Source organism: Nitrospiraceae bacterium, from assembly GCA_019637075.1.
Classification (GTDB): domain Bacteria; phylum Nitrospirota; class Nitrospiria; order Nitrospirales; family Nitrospiraceae; genus JAHBWI01.
Genome location: JAHBWI010000001.1, coordinates 340861 through 357425 on the forward strand (window position 1 = coordinate 340861; position 16565 = coordinate 357425).

Annotated in this window: 17 protein-coding genes; 2 read left to right on the top strand and 15 right to left on the bottom strand. The window is 62.1% G+C overall.

Annotation, left to right across the window (positions count from 1 at the left end; translation table 11 throughout):
- Window positions 1-20: 20 nt before the first annotated feature.
- The gene (locus KF814_01575; GenBank protein MBX3234816.1) at window positions 21-173 is read right to left on the bottom strand and encodes a hypothetical protein; all 153 of its coding nucleotides are present in this window, start codon (window positions 171-173) and stop codon (window positions 21-23) included.
- 240 nt (window positions 174-413) lie between these two features.
- On the opposite strand from KF814_01575, the gene KF814_01580 reads away from it, so the two are divergent.
- Complete coding sequence (locus KF814_01580; GenBank protein MBX3234817.1) at window positions 414-974, top strand: thioredoxin family protein; 561 nt, start codon at window positions 414-416, stop codon at window positions 972-974.
- 31 nt (window positions 975-1005) lie between these two features.
- Complete coding sequence (locus KF814_01585) at window positions 1006-1446, top strand: hypothetical protein (GenBank protein MBX3234818.1); 441 nt, start codon at window positions 1006-1008, stop codon at window positions 1444-1446.
- Window positions 1447-1475: 29 nt separating this feature from the next.
- On the opposite strand, the gene KF814_01590 is transcribed toward KF814_01585, so the two are convergent.
- The 14 genes from KF814_01590 to KF814_01655 all read right to left on the bottom strand — a co-directional run bounded on the left by KF814_01590 (window position 1476) and on the right by KF814_01655 (window position 16564).
- On the bottom strand, window positions 1476-2711 hold the full coding sequence (locus KF814_01590; protein ID MBX3234819.1) for an NnrS family protein: 1236 nt from the start codon (window positions 2709-2711) through the stop codon (window positions 1476-1478).
- 267 nt (window positions 2712-2978) lie between these two features.
- Entirely contained in the window at window positions 2979-3398 is a 420-nt protein-coding gene (gene ndk, locus KF814_01595; GenBank protein MBX3234820.1) for a nucleoside-diphosphate kinase, read from the bottom strand.
- A 135-nt stretch (window positions 3399-3533) separates the two neighbouring features.
- Complete coding sequence (mtnA, locus tag KF814_01600) at window positions 3534-4565, bottom strand: S-methyl-5-thioribose-1-phosphate isomerase (GenBank protein MBX3234821.1); 1032 nt, start codon at window positions 4563-4565, stop codon at window positions 3534-3536.
- A 148-nt stretch (window positions 4566-4713) separates the two neighbouring features.
- On the bottom strand, window positions 4714-5880 hold the full coding sequence (locus KF814_01605; GenBank protein ID MBX3234822.1) for an undecaprenyl/decaprenyl-phosphate alpha-N-acetylglucosaminyl 1-phosphate transferase: 1167 nt from the start codon (window positions 5878-5880) through the stop codon (window positions 4714-4716).
- Window positions 5877-6944, bottom strand: a complete 1068-nt coding sequence (locus KF814_01610) for a DegT/DnrJ/EryC1/StrS family aminotransferase (protein ID MBX3234823.1) — start codon at window positions 6942-6944, stop codon at window positions 5877-5879. The genes KF814_01605 and KF814_01610 overlap by 4 nt, the downstream gene beginning before the upstream one ends.
- A 4-nt stretch (window positions 6945-6948) precedes the next feature.
- A complete protein-coding gene (locus KF814_01615) occupies window positions 6949-7593 on the bottom strand; it encodes a PIG-L family deacetylase (GenBank protein MBX3234824.1) in 645 nt (214 codons plus the stop codon).
- A gap of 19 nt (window positions 7594-7612) precedes the next feature.
- On the bottom strand, window positions 7613-8326 hold the full coding sequence (locus KF814_01620; protein MBX3234825.1) for a WbqC family protein: 714 nt from the start codon (window positions 8324-8326) through the stop codon (window positions 7613-7615).
- A 1-nt stretch (window position 8327) separates the two neighbouring features.
- Entirely contained in the window at window positions 8328-9869 is a 1542-nt protein-coding gene (locus KF814_01625; protein ID MBX3234826.1) for a hypothetical protein, read from the bottom strand.
- Window positions 9863-11062 carry a glycosyltransferase family 4 protein gene (locus KF814_01630; protein ID MBX3234827.1) on the bottom strand — a complete coding sequence of 400 codons (1200 nt, stop codon included), beginning with the start codon at window positions 11060-11062 and terminating at the stop codon, window positions 9863-9865. Before KF814_01630 ends, KF814_01625 begins: the two co-directional genes overlap by 7 nt.
- A gap of 8 nt (window positions 11063-11070) precedes the next feature.
- Window positions 11071-12303 carry a glycosyltransferase family 4 protein gene (locus KF814_01635; GenBank protein MBX3234828.1) on the bottom strand — a complete coding sequence of 411 codons (1233 nt, stop codon included), beginning with the start codon at window positions 12301-12303 and terminating at the stop codon, window positions 11071-11073.
- 15 nt (window positions 12304-12318) lie between these two features.
- Window positions 12319-14232: an asparagine synthase (glutamine-hydrolyzing) gene (gene asnB / locus KF814_01640; GenBank protein MBX3234829.1), complete on the bottom strand. Its 1914-nt coding sequence runs from the start codon at window positions 14230-14232 to the stop codon at window positions 12319-12321.
- A 9-nt stretch (window positions 14233-14241) separates the two neighbouring features.
- Window positions 14242-14457 carry a hypothetical protein gene (locus KF814_01645; GenBank protein ID MBX3234830.1) on the bottom strand — a complete coding sequence of 72 codons (216 nt, stop codon included), beginning with the start codon at window positions 14455-14457 and terminating at the stop codon, window positions 14242-14244.
- The gene (locus tag KF814_01650) at window positions 14454-15386 is read right to left on the bottom strand and encodes a class I SAM-dependent methyltransferase (GenBank protein MBX3234831.1); all 933 of its coding nucleotides are present in this window, start codon (window positions 15384-15386) and stop codon (window positions 14454-14456) included. Before KF814_01650 ends, KF814_01645 begins: the two co-directional genes overlap by 4 nt.
- On the bottom strand, window positions 15365-16564 hold the full coding sequence (locus tag KF814_01655; GenBank protein ID MBX3234832.1) for a DegT/DnrJ/EryC1/StrS family aminotransferase: 1200 nt from the start codon (window positions 16562-16564) through the stop codon (window positions 15365-15367). The genes KF814_01650 and KF814_01655 overlap by 22 nt, the downstream gene beginning before the upstream one ends.
- Between the last annotated feature and the right edge of the window lies 1 nt (window position 16565).

The following is a 16565-nucleotide window of genomic DNA, read 5'->3' on the forward strand; positions in this document are numbered from 1 at the left end:
CGGCATCGTTGGCTCCTTCTTCACTCAGGGTCTTCTTCCTCGATTTCTTCGATGGCAGCCCTGATTCCTGCCACGAAGGCCTCCGGTCTCGAGAGGGCCTGGTCGGTCAGTTGGAACTCGGATACGAGCACTCCCGCCCGATCCACCACGATCAACCGATATCCGTCTTTCACTGGTCCCCCACCACCAACCACGCCCATCCCATAAAGGCACGATACACAAGAGTCCCTCACGGACGCAACGGGACCCGGGCCGCCATCCGTCAGCTCCGCTCGCCCTCCTTGCCTCCTGCCCATCCCTCCAGTAGATTGCAAGCCTCAGGGAAGAGCTCGGCAGAGGACTGCGTGAGCTCCAGGAAACCGGCTCATGCACAACCGAGCTGATCGCCTAATTATCCATTGATGAGGTCCGCCATGGGCGTCGCATCCGTCATGCTTCCTCTGGGCTCGCAAGCCCCGGCATTCAACCTGCCGGACGTCGTCAGCGGACAACGGTACAGCCTGGAATCTTTCAACAGGCGGTCCGCGCTCCTCATCATGTTCATTTGCCGCCACTGCCCCTATGTGGTGCATGTGGAGCAGGAACTGGCCCGACTAGGGCGCGATTATCAGAATACCGCTCTCGGCATCCTCGCGATCAGCAGCAATGATCCGATCACCTACCCGGAAGACGCCCCATCGGAATTAAAGGCCATGGCGGAACGGCTCGGGTTCACATTTCCATTCTGCTTCGACGAGACTCAAGAGGTGGCACGCACGTACCAGGCCGCCTGCACACCGGACTTTTACCTGTTCGACCGGCAGCGGAAGCTGGTATACCGGGGACAGCTCGACGACTCCAGGCCAGGCAGTAGCACGCCAGTCACAGGGCGGGATCTGCGCGCCGCCGTCGACGCGGTCCTCGCCGAGCGATCAGTCGACACACACCAGAAGCCCAGCGTCGGTTGCAGCATCAAGTGGAAACAGCACGCCTAGGCACCTCTTTCACTCACACCCGACTCCGCCGTTGTTCGAACAGCGCGAAGTCGATTTCGTCGATGCGCCCATGGTCGTCATCAAGCCCCGAGATACGAGAGACCGAACAGGAGCAAGGAACTGTTTGCTCCTACTGGCGCTGTTGACCGCTTGTGACAGTTCTCAGTCCGTCTCCCTGACCGCCGAGGATTTTCGCTTCACGCCGGACCTGATCACAGTCAGTGCGGCAGCTCCCCTGACCCTCACAATCTACAATGCAGGCCGGGAGCTCCATGAATTCGACAGTCCCCTGCTCATGTACGCACCCGCAGCCTCCAACGGGAAGACCGACAAGGAGTCAGGCGCCAACGGGATCCCTTTGCGTCCCGGCGAATCGATCACCCTCACCGCAGCGCTCCCCCCCGGTACATACCTTTATATTTGCCGCCGCAAAGGGCACCAGAACATGACCGGCACGTTGATCGTGGAATGAGTCGAAGCGCGGATCGACCTAGGAAAGGATCAGTCATCCAGGCTGGGACGACAGAGATAGGGTCCATAGACCAGCGCGAAGAGGAGATAGGCCCCGCTCCAGCCAAGAGACGCCAACGCCAACACGAGGTGTGTGGCGGCTGTGGGAGCAGAAGGGCTCGGCACGACTACCCGCAACAGCGCACCCAGCATCACCAACGAATAGATCGCGATCGTCATCGGCCCGACCGTTTTCGGCCGCCCCGTGTGCCCCAGACTCGCGCGCGTCATCACGCCCAACGTCATTGTCCCGACCGACCCGGCCGTGAGCATATGCAACGCATCGGCCGGTTGAAGCCCGACACCCAGCAATGAGCCGCCCAGCGCCACGAGCGCCAACCCCAGCCAGCCATAGCCCAGGTGCAGGACCAGCACGAGGGGTTCTCGCCAGGCGAGCCACCCGTGCCATCGTCCCAAACGCACGAGCGACGACATGCCGGCCGCAATCAAGATCGGCCCGGCGACGATCAGTCCCGGCGCCGCAATCCACAGCAGGACCGCCGCCACCACCAAACCCAACGAAATCGCATCGAAGCGGGAGAAGGGCGGCGGAAGCGGCTGGATGCGGTGCTGCACGAAGAATTCGCGGGTGAAATTCGGCGTCAGCCTGCCACCGATCACCGTCAACAGCAGCATGATGAGGCCCAGCACCATGCGCTCGGGAAGATCCGTCGGCATCCCTGGCAGCGCCCGCTCATGAAACAGCACATTCGCTCCGGCATACAGACTGATGATCACACCGACCGGCGCCTGGCCCCAACTGCGCCCGGCGATCAATTCCCGCCAGAGCCACAGAGCCAGTGCCACCGGGTACAGCCCGTCCAGCAGCGCCGCAAGAAAGGATCCCGGCGCCCCGAGAACCATGGCCGCTCGACCTGCCAGCCAGAGCATCCACATCGCCACCAGCGGCACGCCACGCAATGGTGGCCGCCCCGTCCAATTGGGTACCGCCGTCATCAGAAACCCGGAGATCACCGCGGGAAGAAACCCGAACAGCATTTCATGGACGTGCCATTCACGAGGGGCGTACAGAAACCCAGGGTTGAGGCTGCCCGCATAGAGCCAGACCCAGATCGGCACCGCCAGTCCGGCAAACATTGCGGCAGAGAGGAAGAACGGGCGGAATCCATACGAGAACAGGGCCGGACCACGATAGGGTGGGAACGTCGGTTCGTCGTCACCTGCCGGAGGCCTAGGTTGCGCAATCCGGATTTCGATCGGTTTCATGGCCATCGTGGCCCGATTGTGTGGAGGAACGGACTCGAAGTCAATGAGGGGAAAGACGACCCCACGCCATCCGCGCGTTTCGCGGTGCAGAAGAGACTGACGCAGATGCGGGCCATACGGAATAGTCGAAGGGGGTTCACCTGAAAAAGATCATGGGTGCTTGAAGGAGAACAGCGGCGCGAGCAATTCGCGCCGGAGGAGAGATGTTGCCGGATCACACGAGCGGCGGCGCACAGCAGAACTGCGCGCCACCGGCTGCGTTTTGAATCACCCGACCAAATCCATTTCGGCGAAGAAGTAGCCGATTTCGAACTTGGCCGTCTCCGGTGCATCCGAGCCGTGCACCGCGTTGAACTCAATGTTGGCCCCGTGGGCCTTGCGGATCGTGCCTGCCTCGGCCTTGGCCGGATCGGTGGCTCCCATCAGATCGCGGTTCTTCTTGATGGCGTTCTCCCCTTGCAGGACCAGGACGAGACAAGGTCCCGACGACATGAACGTGCAGAGGCTGTCGAAGAACGGCCGCGCCTTGTGCACGGCGTAAAAGCCCTGAGCGGTCGATTTGGACATGTGCATCAGCCGCATGGCGACCGGCTTCAGGCCGGCTTGTTCGTAGCGGGCAACGATGTCTCCGATCGCGTTCTTCTTCACGGCGTCGGGCTTGATGATGGCAAGGGTACGTTCACTCATGGGTCGTCAGGCTCCTTGGGCTAAAAATGTCGCGTGTGGATCAATAGAGAAAACCCGGCGCCATTATAAAGAAGCGCCGGAAGTGCTGGCAAGGTAACGGCAAAGCAAATAAGCGAAAAATGCCCAGGCCTGCGGCTAGAAGCGGAACCGTCCGGCAATCTCCTCGGGCTTGAAGACGCCCCGTTCGGTGATGATGCCGGCGATCAAGTCCGCGGGCGTCACATCGAACGCTGGATTGAAGACCGCCACGCCCTCGGGGGCGATGGGATGGCTTCCGTGAATGGAGGTGACCTCGAGCGGGTTCCGCTCTTCGATAGGGATGTCGGCACCGGTCTTGGTCGCCAGGTCGATCGTGCTGTAGGGCGCGGCGACGTAAAAGGGAATTCCGTGCGCCTTGGCCAAGACGGCCACCGAGTACGTTCCGATCTTGTTCGCGACGTCGCCGTTTGCAGCGATACGATCCGCCCCGACGACGCAGAGGTGAATCTTACCCTGCCGCATCAAACTCCCGGCCATGTTGTCCGTGATCAAGGTCACCGGAATCTTGTCCTGCATCAGTTCCCAAGCCGTAAGCCTCGCCCCTTGGAGGACAGGCCTGGTCTCATCGGCAATGACTCGGATCTGCTTCCCCTGCTCCCAGGCCGCACGAATCACGCCCAAGGCCGTCCCGTACCCGGCGGTTGCCAGCGCCCCGGCATTGCAGTGAGTCAGCACCGTCTGGCCGTCCTTAATCAGAACCGCTCCGTGCCTGCCCATCGCTTTGCAAAGCGCGATGTCTTCATCCAGGATCGCTTGCGATTCGCGGACGAGTTCCTCCTTGATCTGGGCGACCGGCTGAGCCTTGCAGGCGGCGAGCTTCTGCTTCATCCGGGCGATCGCCCAAAACAAATTGACGGCCGTAGGACGGGCCGCGGCCAAGTGATCGCAGATCTCGTCGACCTGTTCGGCGAAAGCGCCGTAGTCGGACGCTGTGACGGTCTGCGCGCCGAGTGCGACCCCCATCGCCGCCGTCACGCCGATGGCAGGAGCTCCGCGTACCTTCAATTCGCGGATCGCGTGAGCGACCGCCCGGTAATCCCGGCAATCGAGAAACTCCACCTGGCCTGGTAAGCGGCTCTGGTCCAGCAACCGCACGGCCCCATCTTTCCATTCGACTGTCGGAACCATCGATCCATCCTTGTGTGAGTTCCTTGGCGCGGCATGCGCCACCAGCGCATGTCCATTCAACGGCTCGACAGACGTGACCACGATACATCGCATCGAAGCGAGACGCCATACGCTTCGCGCGCGACGGACGACGAGCTGTTATGACGTGTTATCGCCGTCTGGTCGACAATTCGAGAATCGTGACCATGATGACGATCAGGCAAGCTTGGGTCAAGAGGAGGATGGCTTCGCTGGTGCCGGCGTGGCGTAACGCCAACGCGGCGAGACCGAGGCAGATGGTGAGGGTGAAGATCATCGCGATGCTGGCTTGGCGACTGCCCAGCGCCCGCTCGAGACGATGGTGAAGATGGTCTTTGCCGACATACGCCAGCCAGTCGTGAATGTTGTTGACCTTGCCGGTGACAATCCGCTCCACGGTAATGTGCACCATGTCGTAAATGAGCACGCCGAAGATGAGCAATGGATTGCTGAAGGAAACGATCGGGTTGTTATCCGCCCAATTGCCCTTCACGGCCAAGCAAGCCAGCGTGAATCCCAGAAAGGTCGAGCCGCCGTCTCCCAGAAAAATCAGCGCAGACTGCTTGCCGCGGAAGTTGTAGGGCAAGAATCCCAGACAAGCCCCGATGATGGCGATCGACAGCCATCCGAGACTGGGTTGGTTCGTCTCGAACGCAACCATGCTCATGAAACCCGCCATCAAGACAGCCAGTCCTGCCGCCAACCCATCCATGCCGTCGAAGAAATTGAAGGCATTCGTAATCCCGATAATCCAGAAGAGCGTCAGCGCGACATTGGCGGCGTCCCCGACCGGACCGGCAGGAAACAGCGTGAGCACCTTTCCGGTCGCGATCACGATTCCTGCCGCTCCGAATTGCACCAGTAGTTTGGTCCCCGCGGAGAGATCCCGCACATCGTCGAGGACACCGACCACCAACATCAACGTGGAGGCGATCAGGATCCCCACCATCCCCTCCGGCACGATGGAGTTGAGCAGGACGGACCCGACAAACCCAAAATACACGGCGATGCCGCCGAGGCGAGGGGTCGGTTCCCGATGCACGCGCCGCTCCGAGGGCACATCCATCAGTCCCCATTGATGCGCGGCATGGATCAACATCGGCGTCAGCGCCCCGGCTCCGAGAAACGCAAAGAGCAGGACATAGAGCCAGCGAAAGCCTTCGGTGACAAACAGGTTTCTGACCCACGGCAGGGTCAGCGCCAACGCGCCGAGAAAGGCCCCGATGGCGGCCGGCGTGAGCCGTCGCCACTGTCCCGTGAACAGGGGCGCCTGAAGATTGGTCTCCATCGGCTTCATTGAAATTCCTCGTTCAGGACATGGGCGATTCTGGCCACATCTTCTTCGGACATCGACGGATGAATGGGCAGCGACACCGCCGTACGGTCCGCTTCTTCCGACGCGGGAAAGTCCGAAAGTTCCAAATAGCGATGGAGGGGCCTGAAGACCGGCTTCCGGCATTGCACGTCACGATGTTCGATCCGCGCCAGCAACGACGTGAGATCTTCCCCGGATTGCATCCCTTTCGGTAGACGCACCACATACCGGTAGTAACTATGGGTTCGTCCCTCCGGCACAACGGGCGGCGTAAAGATTTGGGAGGGCAAGGCTTCGTGATAGGCGGCTGCCAGCGCGGCGCGACGTTCCAGGAACGAGCCGAGCCGATTCAGTTGCTCGATTCCGATCGCCGCCTGCAGGTCGGTCATTTTGCAATTGTAGGCCTGGGCATTGAGCGAAGGCGCGTGGTCGTACTCCCGAAGCGAGCGGAGGCGTTCCAACAAGACCGCGTCGTTCGAGAGCACCATGCCGCCTTCGCCGGTGCAGAGCAGCTTGGTCGCGTAGAAGGAACAGACCGTGAGGATGCCCACCGTACCGACCGTTCTCCCCTGCTCCGTCGCTCCGAGGGTCTGAGCGCAATCTTCGATCAGGGGAACACCCAGGGCTTGGAGCGCAGTGAGGTCGGCTGGCAGGCCGAACATATGCGGCACGATGACGGCGCGGGTGCGGATTGTCCGGGCCTTTCGAACTTTGTGCGGGTCCAGATTGAAGGTGTCGGGCTCGATGTCGACGAGGCGGGCCTGGGCACCCACCCGTTGAATCGCCAGCCACGGAGCGGAACAGACGTAACTGGGAATGATGACGTTATCCCCGTGTCCCACTCCCAAGACGCGCAGCGCCAGTTCCAAACCCACGGTCCCGCTACTGACGGCCACGCCGCCCTGCAACCCCAGATACGCGGCCATTCCCCGCTCGAATTGGTCCACAAACGGACCTTCGGCGATCTGGCCGGAACGGAGCACCTCCGTGGCAGCACGGATCTCATCTTGTCCCAACAAAGGGCGGGAGTGGGGAATCAGGCTCATCGCGTCACGCGTCGATATTAATGAAGAGCCGGAGCGGAATAAAGCCCTCCGCGTTCTTGACGCGGCCCTGAATTCCCCGGAAATGCGCGGCGGAACGGATGACGTCCACGATGCTCAGCCCTTCGATGTTCGTCTTCCTCACTTGCGACGCATGCGCCTGGATCGACGCGATCTTCTCCTCCAATACCGTGTCGATATCGACAAACACGGTCGGGGCGAAGTTCTGCGTCGTGGGCCCCTCGTAAAACAATACGTTCTTCGTATAGCGCGTCGCGGTGATCGTGCTGACCGCTAGATGCCGATGGTCCTGGTGCGTATCGTCGTGGTAATTGACGAAGATGAAATGAGGCTTAACCTCGTCGACGACCCGCTCCACCTTATGGATGACTTCGCGATCTTGGGGCACCTCGGTGTCCGGATAGCCTCCCCAGTAGATCTTCTCCGCACAGAGCAGCTTCGCCGACGCCGCCTGCTCTCGCTTGCGCATCCTTGGCGAGGCCCCCTGCGCCCCGTCGGTCATGATCATGAGGAAAATCCGGTGGCCGTTCTGGGCATACTTGATGAGCGTCCCGCCGCAGCCCGCCTCGATATCATCGGGATGTGCGCCTAAAGCCAGGATCCGCATGGAGTTTGCCGAACGAGCGACCATTATCCCTCCTCCCGGCTGCTCACCACCGGCCCTGTCGTGCCGGCTCTCCGGATTCGCGGGCCTCGCGCAGGATCATCCCGGACTCCGGTCCATGACATAACAAAAGGTCTAAGGCCGAAAGGCCCGGCATGAATGGATCGTAGCATTGCCCGTACGTTGGATGGTGAAAATACTGCATTTCCAACAGGACACCCGACGCGAGAAAACGGGGTTTGTCCATGTAGCCTTCGGCGCCGGGGCCGCAGAGATACCGTCCCGCCCCGACCGCATGACAGATATCGATCAGGCGATCCGTCGCATTGTCCCTCAACAGAAACTCCGACGCGACCCGAACCGGCGTCGTGATGCCCATCGCATCCATCATCCAGCGGAGGACTGCCAGGTTCAATTCGGTCAGCGTGGGCCAAGTCATCTCATAGATGGCCTGCAGCTCCGGCAGGTATCGATCCCGATAAGGGGCCCGCGCATAGTGCATCTCGACGGCCCGCAAATGTTGGCTCTGCCAATGCGAGGTCGGGTTGATCTCCACCTGGTGGAGACGCTGACCGAACCGATGCAGCACCGGCACCGTCAGCCACTGCCACCCCTCGGCGGTGCGAATCCGATTACGGTTCTGCCACTCATTCTTCTTAAACTGCACATTGTCCAGCACCACGAAGAGGTCCGCTTGGTCGATCTTGTCCAGATATCCGAGCCACGGCAGAAATTGCGGCTGATGAATCGTCACGCGCATGTCAGCTCCTGCTCTCCGATGATTGCACATAAATCGGATTGCTCAACAACTCGCCCGTCCCTCCTCCTGTCACTTCCAGCCGGTAGGCCCCGGGAGAGAAGGCCGCCAGCTTCGAGTCCGTCACATCGATATCCACCGGCGTATCCCCCTCGCGCTTGGCCAGGACTTCGCCGGACCGGATCACTCGCACTGCCACGCGATGCGGCGCTTGATCGGTCGTCGAGACACGCGCATGCACGGTGATCGGCTCCATGCCTTGCCGGACGAGCATCCGGCCAGGTCCCACCGCCGAGCGCCCTTCGCCAAGCTCCAGCCGAAACGTATCCAAGGTCAGCCGGAACTCCTTGTGGTACCGTTCGACGGCATATGCCCTTCCTTCCCGTAACGCCTGCAAGAGGCCCGCGATGGAACGCTCACGTACGGACACCACCGTCAGCACCTGATCCAACTCCTTCTTCGCATGGTCGCTGCTGTGGAACGCGATCTCTCCGATCATCGTGGGGCGCAGGCGACGCTGGCCCGACTGGTACAGCGCCACGAGCTGGTCCCAGACGCCGCCGGGATGCTGGATCGTGCGACCCTCCTGATAGAGTCCACCGAATCCCTGATGGCCTTCCGTGAGCAGCAGGGCTTCCGGATGGGGATCGGTCTTAATGGTGATCGTCCCGAACGGACCGAGCGAGGGTTGACGAAAGTCCCGTGCCTCCGGCAGCGACCAAAAGGCCATGCCACCCTGCGCAGACACACTGTCGATGAGTGCCTGATGTGGGCGAAATCCCGCGCGCTCCTCGTATGGGCTGAAGGGCGGTGCCGCGAATGGCCAGTTGTTCAAAGCGATCAGCAGGGCGGCAGCGAGCAACCCCCCCGCCAAGAGTACCTTGCCCTTCTCCAGCCGCGCCGGCTGGTGAGCAGTCACCGTTCCATGGCGCGGAACGCCGACCCACAGGGCCGAAAGCAGCAACAATGCCGGAAGCACGCCGCCGGGCCAGTTACCAGCCTGGCGATAACTATCGTGGTTACCGAGCGCCGGCAATCGCCGATAGGCTTCCGCCGTGGGGAGGCCAAAGACCAACAGATTGCGTTGAGCATTGTGCATGGTGAGGGTCCGGTCTTGGAGCGAGCCGGACCAAAAGTAATAGGGGGCCACTTCCACTCCGGGGACGAGCAGTACCTTGGGATGCCTGGCCTGCGCCTCCTCGACCTCGTGCAGGTACTCCTCGACCCCCGACTTCATAAGAGACGGAAAAGACGTCTTCACCTTAATGAACGATTCGACTGGCCGCAGCCCATACTCGTACTCGAGCGCGAGGTTCTCCGTCAGCAGCAAAGCATCAATCCCCAATTGTTCGGCCCGAGATGCCAACTCATCCAGCGTGAGGTCGCCGGTGCTGGCGCGGCTGTGCACATGGATTGCCGTGACCAGCTCGATGGTGGCGGATTCGCCCGGCCCGGCGAGGAGAGCCGGTGCAGGACCGACCAGGCTCAGGCCGACGCACAGCGCGGATCCCAGCCACAGCCCGGCGCTGCCGGTCGCGCTCACCATGCCCCGACCTCGGTCAATAGATCCCGGTACAGACGCTCCAAGGACCGGACCATCGCGCCGTCGGAAAACCGTTCCGTGACGGAAGCCTGTCCCGCCGCTCCCATCGCCCGCCGCCTTGCTGGGTCTTCGACCAATGTCCGAATTGCAGCAGCCAACGCATGACTGTCAGCCGGAGGGACCAACAACCCCGTCCGTCCGTCCTCGATCAAGGCCGGCACACCGCCGACCCTCGTCGCAATCGCCGGCAACCCGGCCGCCATCGCTTCGATCAGGGCGCGCCCCATGCCTTCGTTGAGAGAGGGCAGCACGAACAGATCCATCCCGGCCAGGCAAAGATCCACGTCCTCCCGCCGCCCGATCAGATGCACGCGTTTGCGTAGACCGAGCGAGGTGGCCAATTGTTCGAGCGCTCCCTTCAAGTCGCCGCTGCCGACGATCACCAGGTGCAGGTCGGGATGGTCCGCCGCAAGTTCCGCCACTGCCTCGATGAGGAAGCGATGGCCCTTGATACCCGTGAGCCAGCCCACGGACCCCACCACGAACGCATCGGGAGGGCAGGCAAAGGTCTCAGGTGCGGCCTTGTCCCCCACAGCCACCTGTCGGAATCGATCGAGATCGATGCCGCTCGGCACCACCGCGAACTTCCCCGCCTCACCGACGGCACGGTCCAGATGATCGGCCCGTTCAGCTTCGGTGAGCGCCACCATGCGATGCGTGAACCGACTCAGCCACCGTTCAATATGGAGAAAGAGCTTCGTCGTGGCCGAACCGAAGTGCCCATAGAACACATGTCCGTGCGGGGTGTGCACGACGGCAGGAACTCGTGCGATCCATGCGGCGATGCGGCCGAGGACGCCGGCCTTCGAGGTATGCGTATGAACCAATACGGGCTTCTCCCGCCGAAATATACGGACCAGACTCCAGAGGGTTCTCAGGTCAGCCAGGGGACGAACCGGCCGCACGAGCGTCGGCAGGAGCTGCCAGGCAATACCGACTCGGTTCAAACGGAGGCAATTGTCTTCCGTCGCGGCCTCGCCGCCTTGCGCATCCCACCTTCCGGGAACCCCCGCGATGACCATCGGCGCGAAGTCGTCCTTCGAATGGCGGAGCGCAGTCACCATGGTGTTTTGCGCCGAGCCCCCATAGTCGAGCCTGGTAATGACGTGAATGATGCGGTGGGGGGCCGTGGTCATGATCCGACTCAGGCAGCCTCGAGGGACAACGCACGCGGGCTTCCGCCAAGCACCCGTTCGAGTTCTTCGCAATGCCGCTCCCAGTTGTAGATCTGTTCCACCAACCGCCGCCCTTTGGCGGAGAGTCTCGCCCGTTCGTTCGGATCCTGCCTGAAGCGCCGCAGCATCCGATCAAGCGCCTGCGCAAGGGCGGCGCCCTCTCGGCCCTCCGCGACCAAGGCCGGATCGATCCGTCCGACGACTTCGGGCAGCGCTGCCACGGGCGTGGACAGAACCGGTGTGCCGCAGGCCATCGCCTCGACGGTCACCAGACCAAAACCTTCCAACTGCAACGTCGGCATCACCACAAGGTCCGCCGCCTGGTAGTACTGCTGCAGCAACCCCTCCGGCACGAACCCGAGCAAACGCACGTGCTGATCCAAGTGATAGTTCTGGATCAGCTCCTCCAGTTTTTCCCGCAGAGGCCCCTCCCCGCCGATCAACACGAGCAGCCTGGGATGGTCGGCCTTGAGGCGGTAGACGGCGTCCAACAGGTTTTCCAATCCCATGCGCGGCACCAAATTCCTCACGGTGAAGAGCACCTGGCGATCGGCAGGCCACGCCAACTCGGCACGCACAGCCTCACGCGAATCGGGCGGCGCGAAACGATGCAGATCCACGGCGCCGGGGATGAGGTCGATGCGGTGCGCGGCGATGCCATGGACATCCATCACGCGGCGGCGCATGAACTCGCTCAAGACCACCACGCGATGGCATCGCCGCATCACGACTCCTTCGATCCAACGTCGCGCACGAGCATTGATCGCCCAACGGAGTTGCCGATCCAGCGACGAGCCGGCTGCCACTCGCGTTTCAAATTCTTCATGCGCCAGCGACAGGCACATATACACCCATTGGGCGGCCCGCTGCGGCCGCTGCAGCAACACCCCGAGGCCGGCCAACGACTGATGGATGAGTCCGATGTCGACGCGCTTCCCCTCCGTCGCCCGATCGAAAGCTCCGACGGATCGGCGGACCGTGGAGGCGACAAACGACAGTTCATGCTGCCGATTGACCTGATAGCGAAACTCCCGCGCTCGGCCGACGGCGCAGACATCCGCGTCCTGTTCATGCCTGGCGCGGGTGACGATGGTCACCTCGTGCCCGCGCGCCTGCAGCCCCATGGCTTGGTTCTGCAACACCCGCTCGGCCCCGCCGATCACCCGTTCCGCCGACACCTCTGCGAACATGGCTACATTCATGCGTCGTCCTCGCCTCTATCGTGTGCCGACCGATGCAGATCGGCGTTCCCGTTCCCACAGTTCCATGACCAGCAAGGCATAAATTTGGTCGGCAAAATTCCGACGGCCGCTGTCATGCTCATCCAGGACCCACCGCACATAAGCCGGATTGAGATACCCCCGCTCCCGTATCGTCGCCTCGTTCAGCAGATCCCGGACCATCGGCCTGATGTCCTCTCGCAACCAACGGGCCAGCGGGATTCGAAATCCATACTTCGGCCCTTCACTGATCTCCGGCGGCAGCAATGCTCGCACCGCTTCGCGGAAGAAACCCTTGAGCCTCCATCCGGAGTACTTCATGTCGGAGGGAATCGCCTGCGCAAAGCGGAGCAACTGGTGGTCGCAATAGGGCACCCGAAGTTCAAGCGAGTGCCGCATGCTCATCCGATCGCCCATACGGAGCAGGTCATCAGGCAGATAGGTCTGAAGATCAAAACCGGAAGCTCGATCGGCCGGATCGGACGATACCCATCGCTCGAAACGCAGCTCGCGCTCCGCCTGCGTGTCTCCGATATCCGAAGCCGCATACCAATCTTCATCGAAGGCCCGTCGCTCCCACTCGCGCGGCAGGAATGTCATCCACCGGACATACTGCTTGGCTTGAGAGTGCGCTCCGTCCACCAGAAAACGCCGAACCCTTCCCCAAGGGTCGCGTCCGCCCGTTCCTTCCGGAATACAGGGTGCGACACGATGACCGATCCATGAACGAATCGGTCTTGGCACGGCAGCGTACCAGGCTGAGGACCGGATGCCGAGATACCGCGGATAGCCGCCGAACAGCTCATCCCCACCGATGCCCGAAAGCGCGACGGTCACCGAATTTCTCGCCAGCTGGGAAATCAAATAGGTCGGAATCGCGCAGGAATCGGCAAAGGGTTCCGCCATCCCCCGCACGACCGACGGCAGCAGCGCAGCGACATCCGGACTCAACCGAGCTTCGACATGATCGGATTCGAAATGCCGAGCCAATGATCGCGCGCGATCCAGTTCGTTGTACGATTGGTCCGCCGGATGGTCGTACCCAATCGAAAAAGTCTTGATCCTATCCCCCGCAACCTGTCGCATGAAGGCCAGAAGGGTCGCAGAATCCAACCCTCCCGAGAGGAACAAGCCGAGCGGCACGTCGCTGACCATGTGGGCACGCACGGTATCCCGAAGCAAGCCGTGAAGCGCCTCCACCGCCCCGGCTTTGTCTTTGAGCCGTTGCCGCGGATGGGCGGATTGCGGGCTCCAATAGCGTTCGACGTGAAAGCGTCCCTGTTCCAATCGCAGCTGCTCGCCGGGTTTGAGCTCATACACCCCTTCATAGATCGTCTCCGGTCCCGGCACATAGAGATACCGAAAATAATCAACCAAGGCCTGCGGGCGAACGGCCGGCGCTGGGATCGCTTCGAGCAGCGCAGGAAGTTCGGAGGCGAAGGCGAGCTGCGTGTCCCCGGCGGCATCGTGAATCGCCGCATAGTAGAGCGGCTTGATCCCGAGCCGGTCCCGCACGACCAGGAGACGGTCGCGCTCCCGATCCCACAGAGCAAAGGCAAACATGCCCTGCAGCCGACGAACCCCCTCTTCCCCCTCTTCCTCATAGAGATGGACAAGCACCTCGGTGTCGGAGCGGGAGGCAAAGCGATGCCCCTTCTGCTGCAAGTCCTCGCGGAGTTCGCGATAGTTGTAAATCTCCCCGTTCATGACGGCAACGATACGCCCGGTTTCATTCGTGACCGGCTGCCTGCCGCCCTCCGGATCGATGACGCGCAAACGGCGGATGCCGAGCGAGACCCCGCGATCGCGAAAACGGCCGTCCTCGTCCGGTCCCCGATGCACCAGAGCCTGCAACATCCGATCGAGAACCTGGGGATCGCCCTGACCGCTATGTCCGCATATGCCGCACATAGATCAATCTCACTTCGTCTGGGCCGACGAGCCGGTCGAACTGGATCCCGGCTTTTGCTCCAATTGCTTTCCGCGCATCAGATCGAGCGGTTGATAGCCCTTGAGATCATGAACGTAGTACGAGCGCAGGAACATGGCGAGCCCCAAGGCCAGCAGCGCAGTCACCACGGACAACACCACCACGATCTCGCCGAAGTGTAATCGACGCTTCCAACGGCGCTTCACAACCGACCCTCCCCTGCCGCAGGCAACGGCTTCCTGGCCAACGCTTCGAGAGAAAGCCCATAGGGGACGCGATCCACTCCAAGCCACTGCGCACAACGGTAGAGCGCGAGGTCCGCTCGCTTGCAGAGCCCCCGCAGCCTGGCGCCGTAGGTACGGGACCGGCAATAGGCATCAGACTGGGTCGGCGGCGAGGTCCGGATCGTCCCGGCGTCAAACCCCAGACGCGCAAGATGGAAGCGGAGCGACAGCGCGCCGAAGCCATAGAGATGTTGGATACTTAGGTCCGGCAACCCAGCCATTCGCGACCAGCGAGACAACATGGCATGAAGCGGTCCGTTGGGCACTCGCAAATACAGGAGGCCGCCCGGCGCCAGGATCCGATAGGCTTCCGCCATGGCCGCGAATGGATCGGGAAGATGATCCAGCACATTGATGCACGCGACGACCTGTACGCTGCCGTCCCGCAGGTCACAAGGCGGCCACCCTGCCAGCCGGACATCGAGTTGCCGCTCCTGAGCATGCTTGACGGCGCCGGCAGAAAGGTCGAAGCCGATCCCCTTCCAGCCTCGCTCACGGCACCGTGCCAAAAACCCGCCGCCGCCGCAGCCGACATCGACCACCGTGCCAGGAACCGGCACGGCTGCCTCCATCACATCCACAATGTGACGCCACACGTTGTCCCGTGCCGCTCCTTGCTGTTCCTCCGCGTAGTTCGCCCAATAGTCTTCGCCGTAGCAACGAGCCAGGTCCGCCTCCTCCGGCAGCGCAGCGGCCACGATCACATCACAGGTCCGGCATCGCCGGCGTCCCTCGGACGCCGGTCCCATCTCAACCAAGCTGCCCCCTGCGCCACAGCGGCAAGCCGAAGCGACGGTTACCGTTCGATGCTGCGACTGGAGATGAGTGGCTACCGACAACGGCTTTCCCATACCTGCCGGACCCCATTCACCACGTCCTCGACATCGGCGTCGGTCAGTTTGGCCGACAGCGGGAGGGAGAGGGTCCGTTCCGAGATGAATTGCGCATTGGGGAACTGGTCAGGACTCAAGTGAAATGTGTCTCGATAGTAAGGATGCTGGTGAAGGGCGATGTAGTGGATGCCGGTTCCGATATTGAGCCGGAGCAGATCATCGCGGAGCCCGTCTCGGTCGAACGGCGCCTGTCGATCGTCGACCAGCAGTTGGTACAGGTGTCGCGCATGGACCCTGTCGGGCTCTTCTTGAGCCGGCAACCGGAACGGCAAGTCTGCCAGAGCCTGGTCGTATGTCGCCCAGATGGCCTGCCGCCTGGCCAGTTGGGCGTCGAGGCGATCGATTTGATGCAATCCCAAGGCGGCCTGCAAATCCGTCATGTTGGACTTGAACCCCGGCGCCACCACCTCCGGAATTCCACGAGCGGACTGAATGTGCCGCTCCCAGGCCGTATGGCTCAGTCCATGATGAGCCAAGGTGCGTACGATCTGGCCCAGCTCGGCGTTCTGGGTGACCACCATCCCGCCTTCGCCGGTCATGAGACTCTTGGTCACGTAAAAGCTGAAACAGGCCAAGTCTCCGAACGTGCCGATTCGCCGGCCTCGGTAGCTCCCCTCGATGCAATGGGCCGCATCCTCGATCACATACAGGCCATGCCGCCGCGCAATCGCCATGAGTTCGTCCATCCGGCAGGGTCGGCCTGCCAGGTGCACCGGGATGATGGCTTTGGTCCGTCTGGTCACGGCAGCGTCGACCGCCGCAGGGTCGAGCGTCATGGACTCCCGCTCCACGTCGGCAAACACGGGCCTCCCACCAGCTTGCAGGATGGCATTGGCAGTCGCGCAGAAGGTCAAGGGCGTGGTGATGACCTCGTCGCCCGGTTCGATTCCGATGGCGGTCAGCGCGAGGTGGAGCGCCGCCGTGCAAGAGCTGACGGCAATGGCATGCTCAGCCCCGAGATAGGTACGGAACGCTTGTTCGAAGCGAGCCACTCGCGGACCGGTGCTGAGCCACCCGGATCGAAGCGTCGCGACGACTTCCTCGATGTCCTCTTCCTCGATAAGCGGACTACCAAACACCAGGGGTTCGGCCCTCATGGGGCGCTGCAGCAGCGTACTGTGACGAGATGTGGTCATC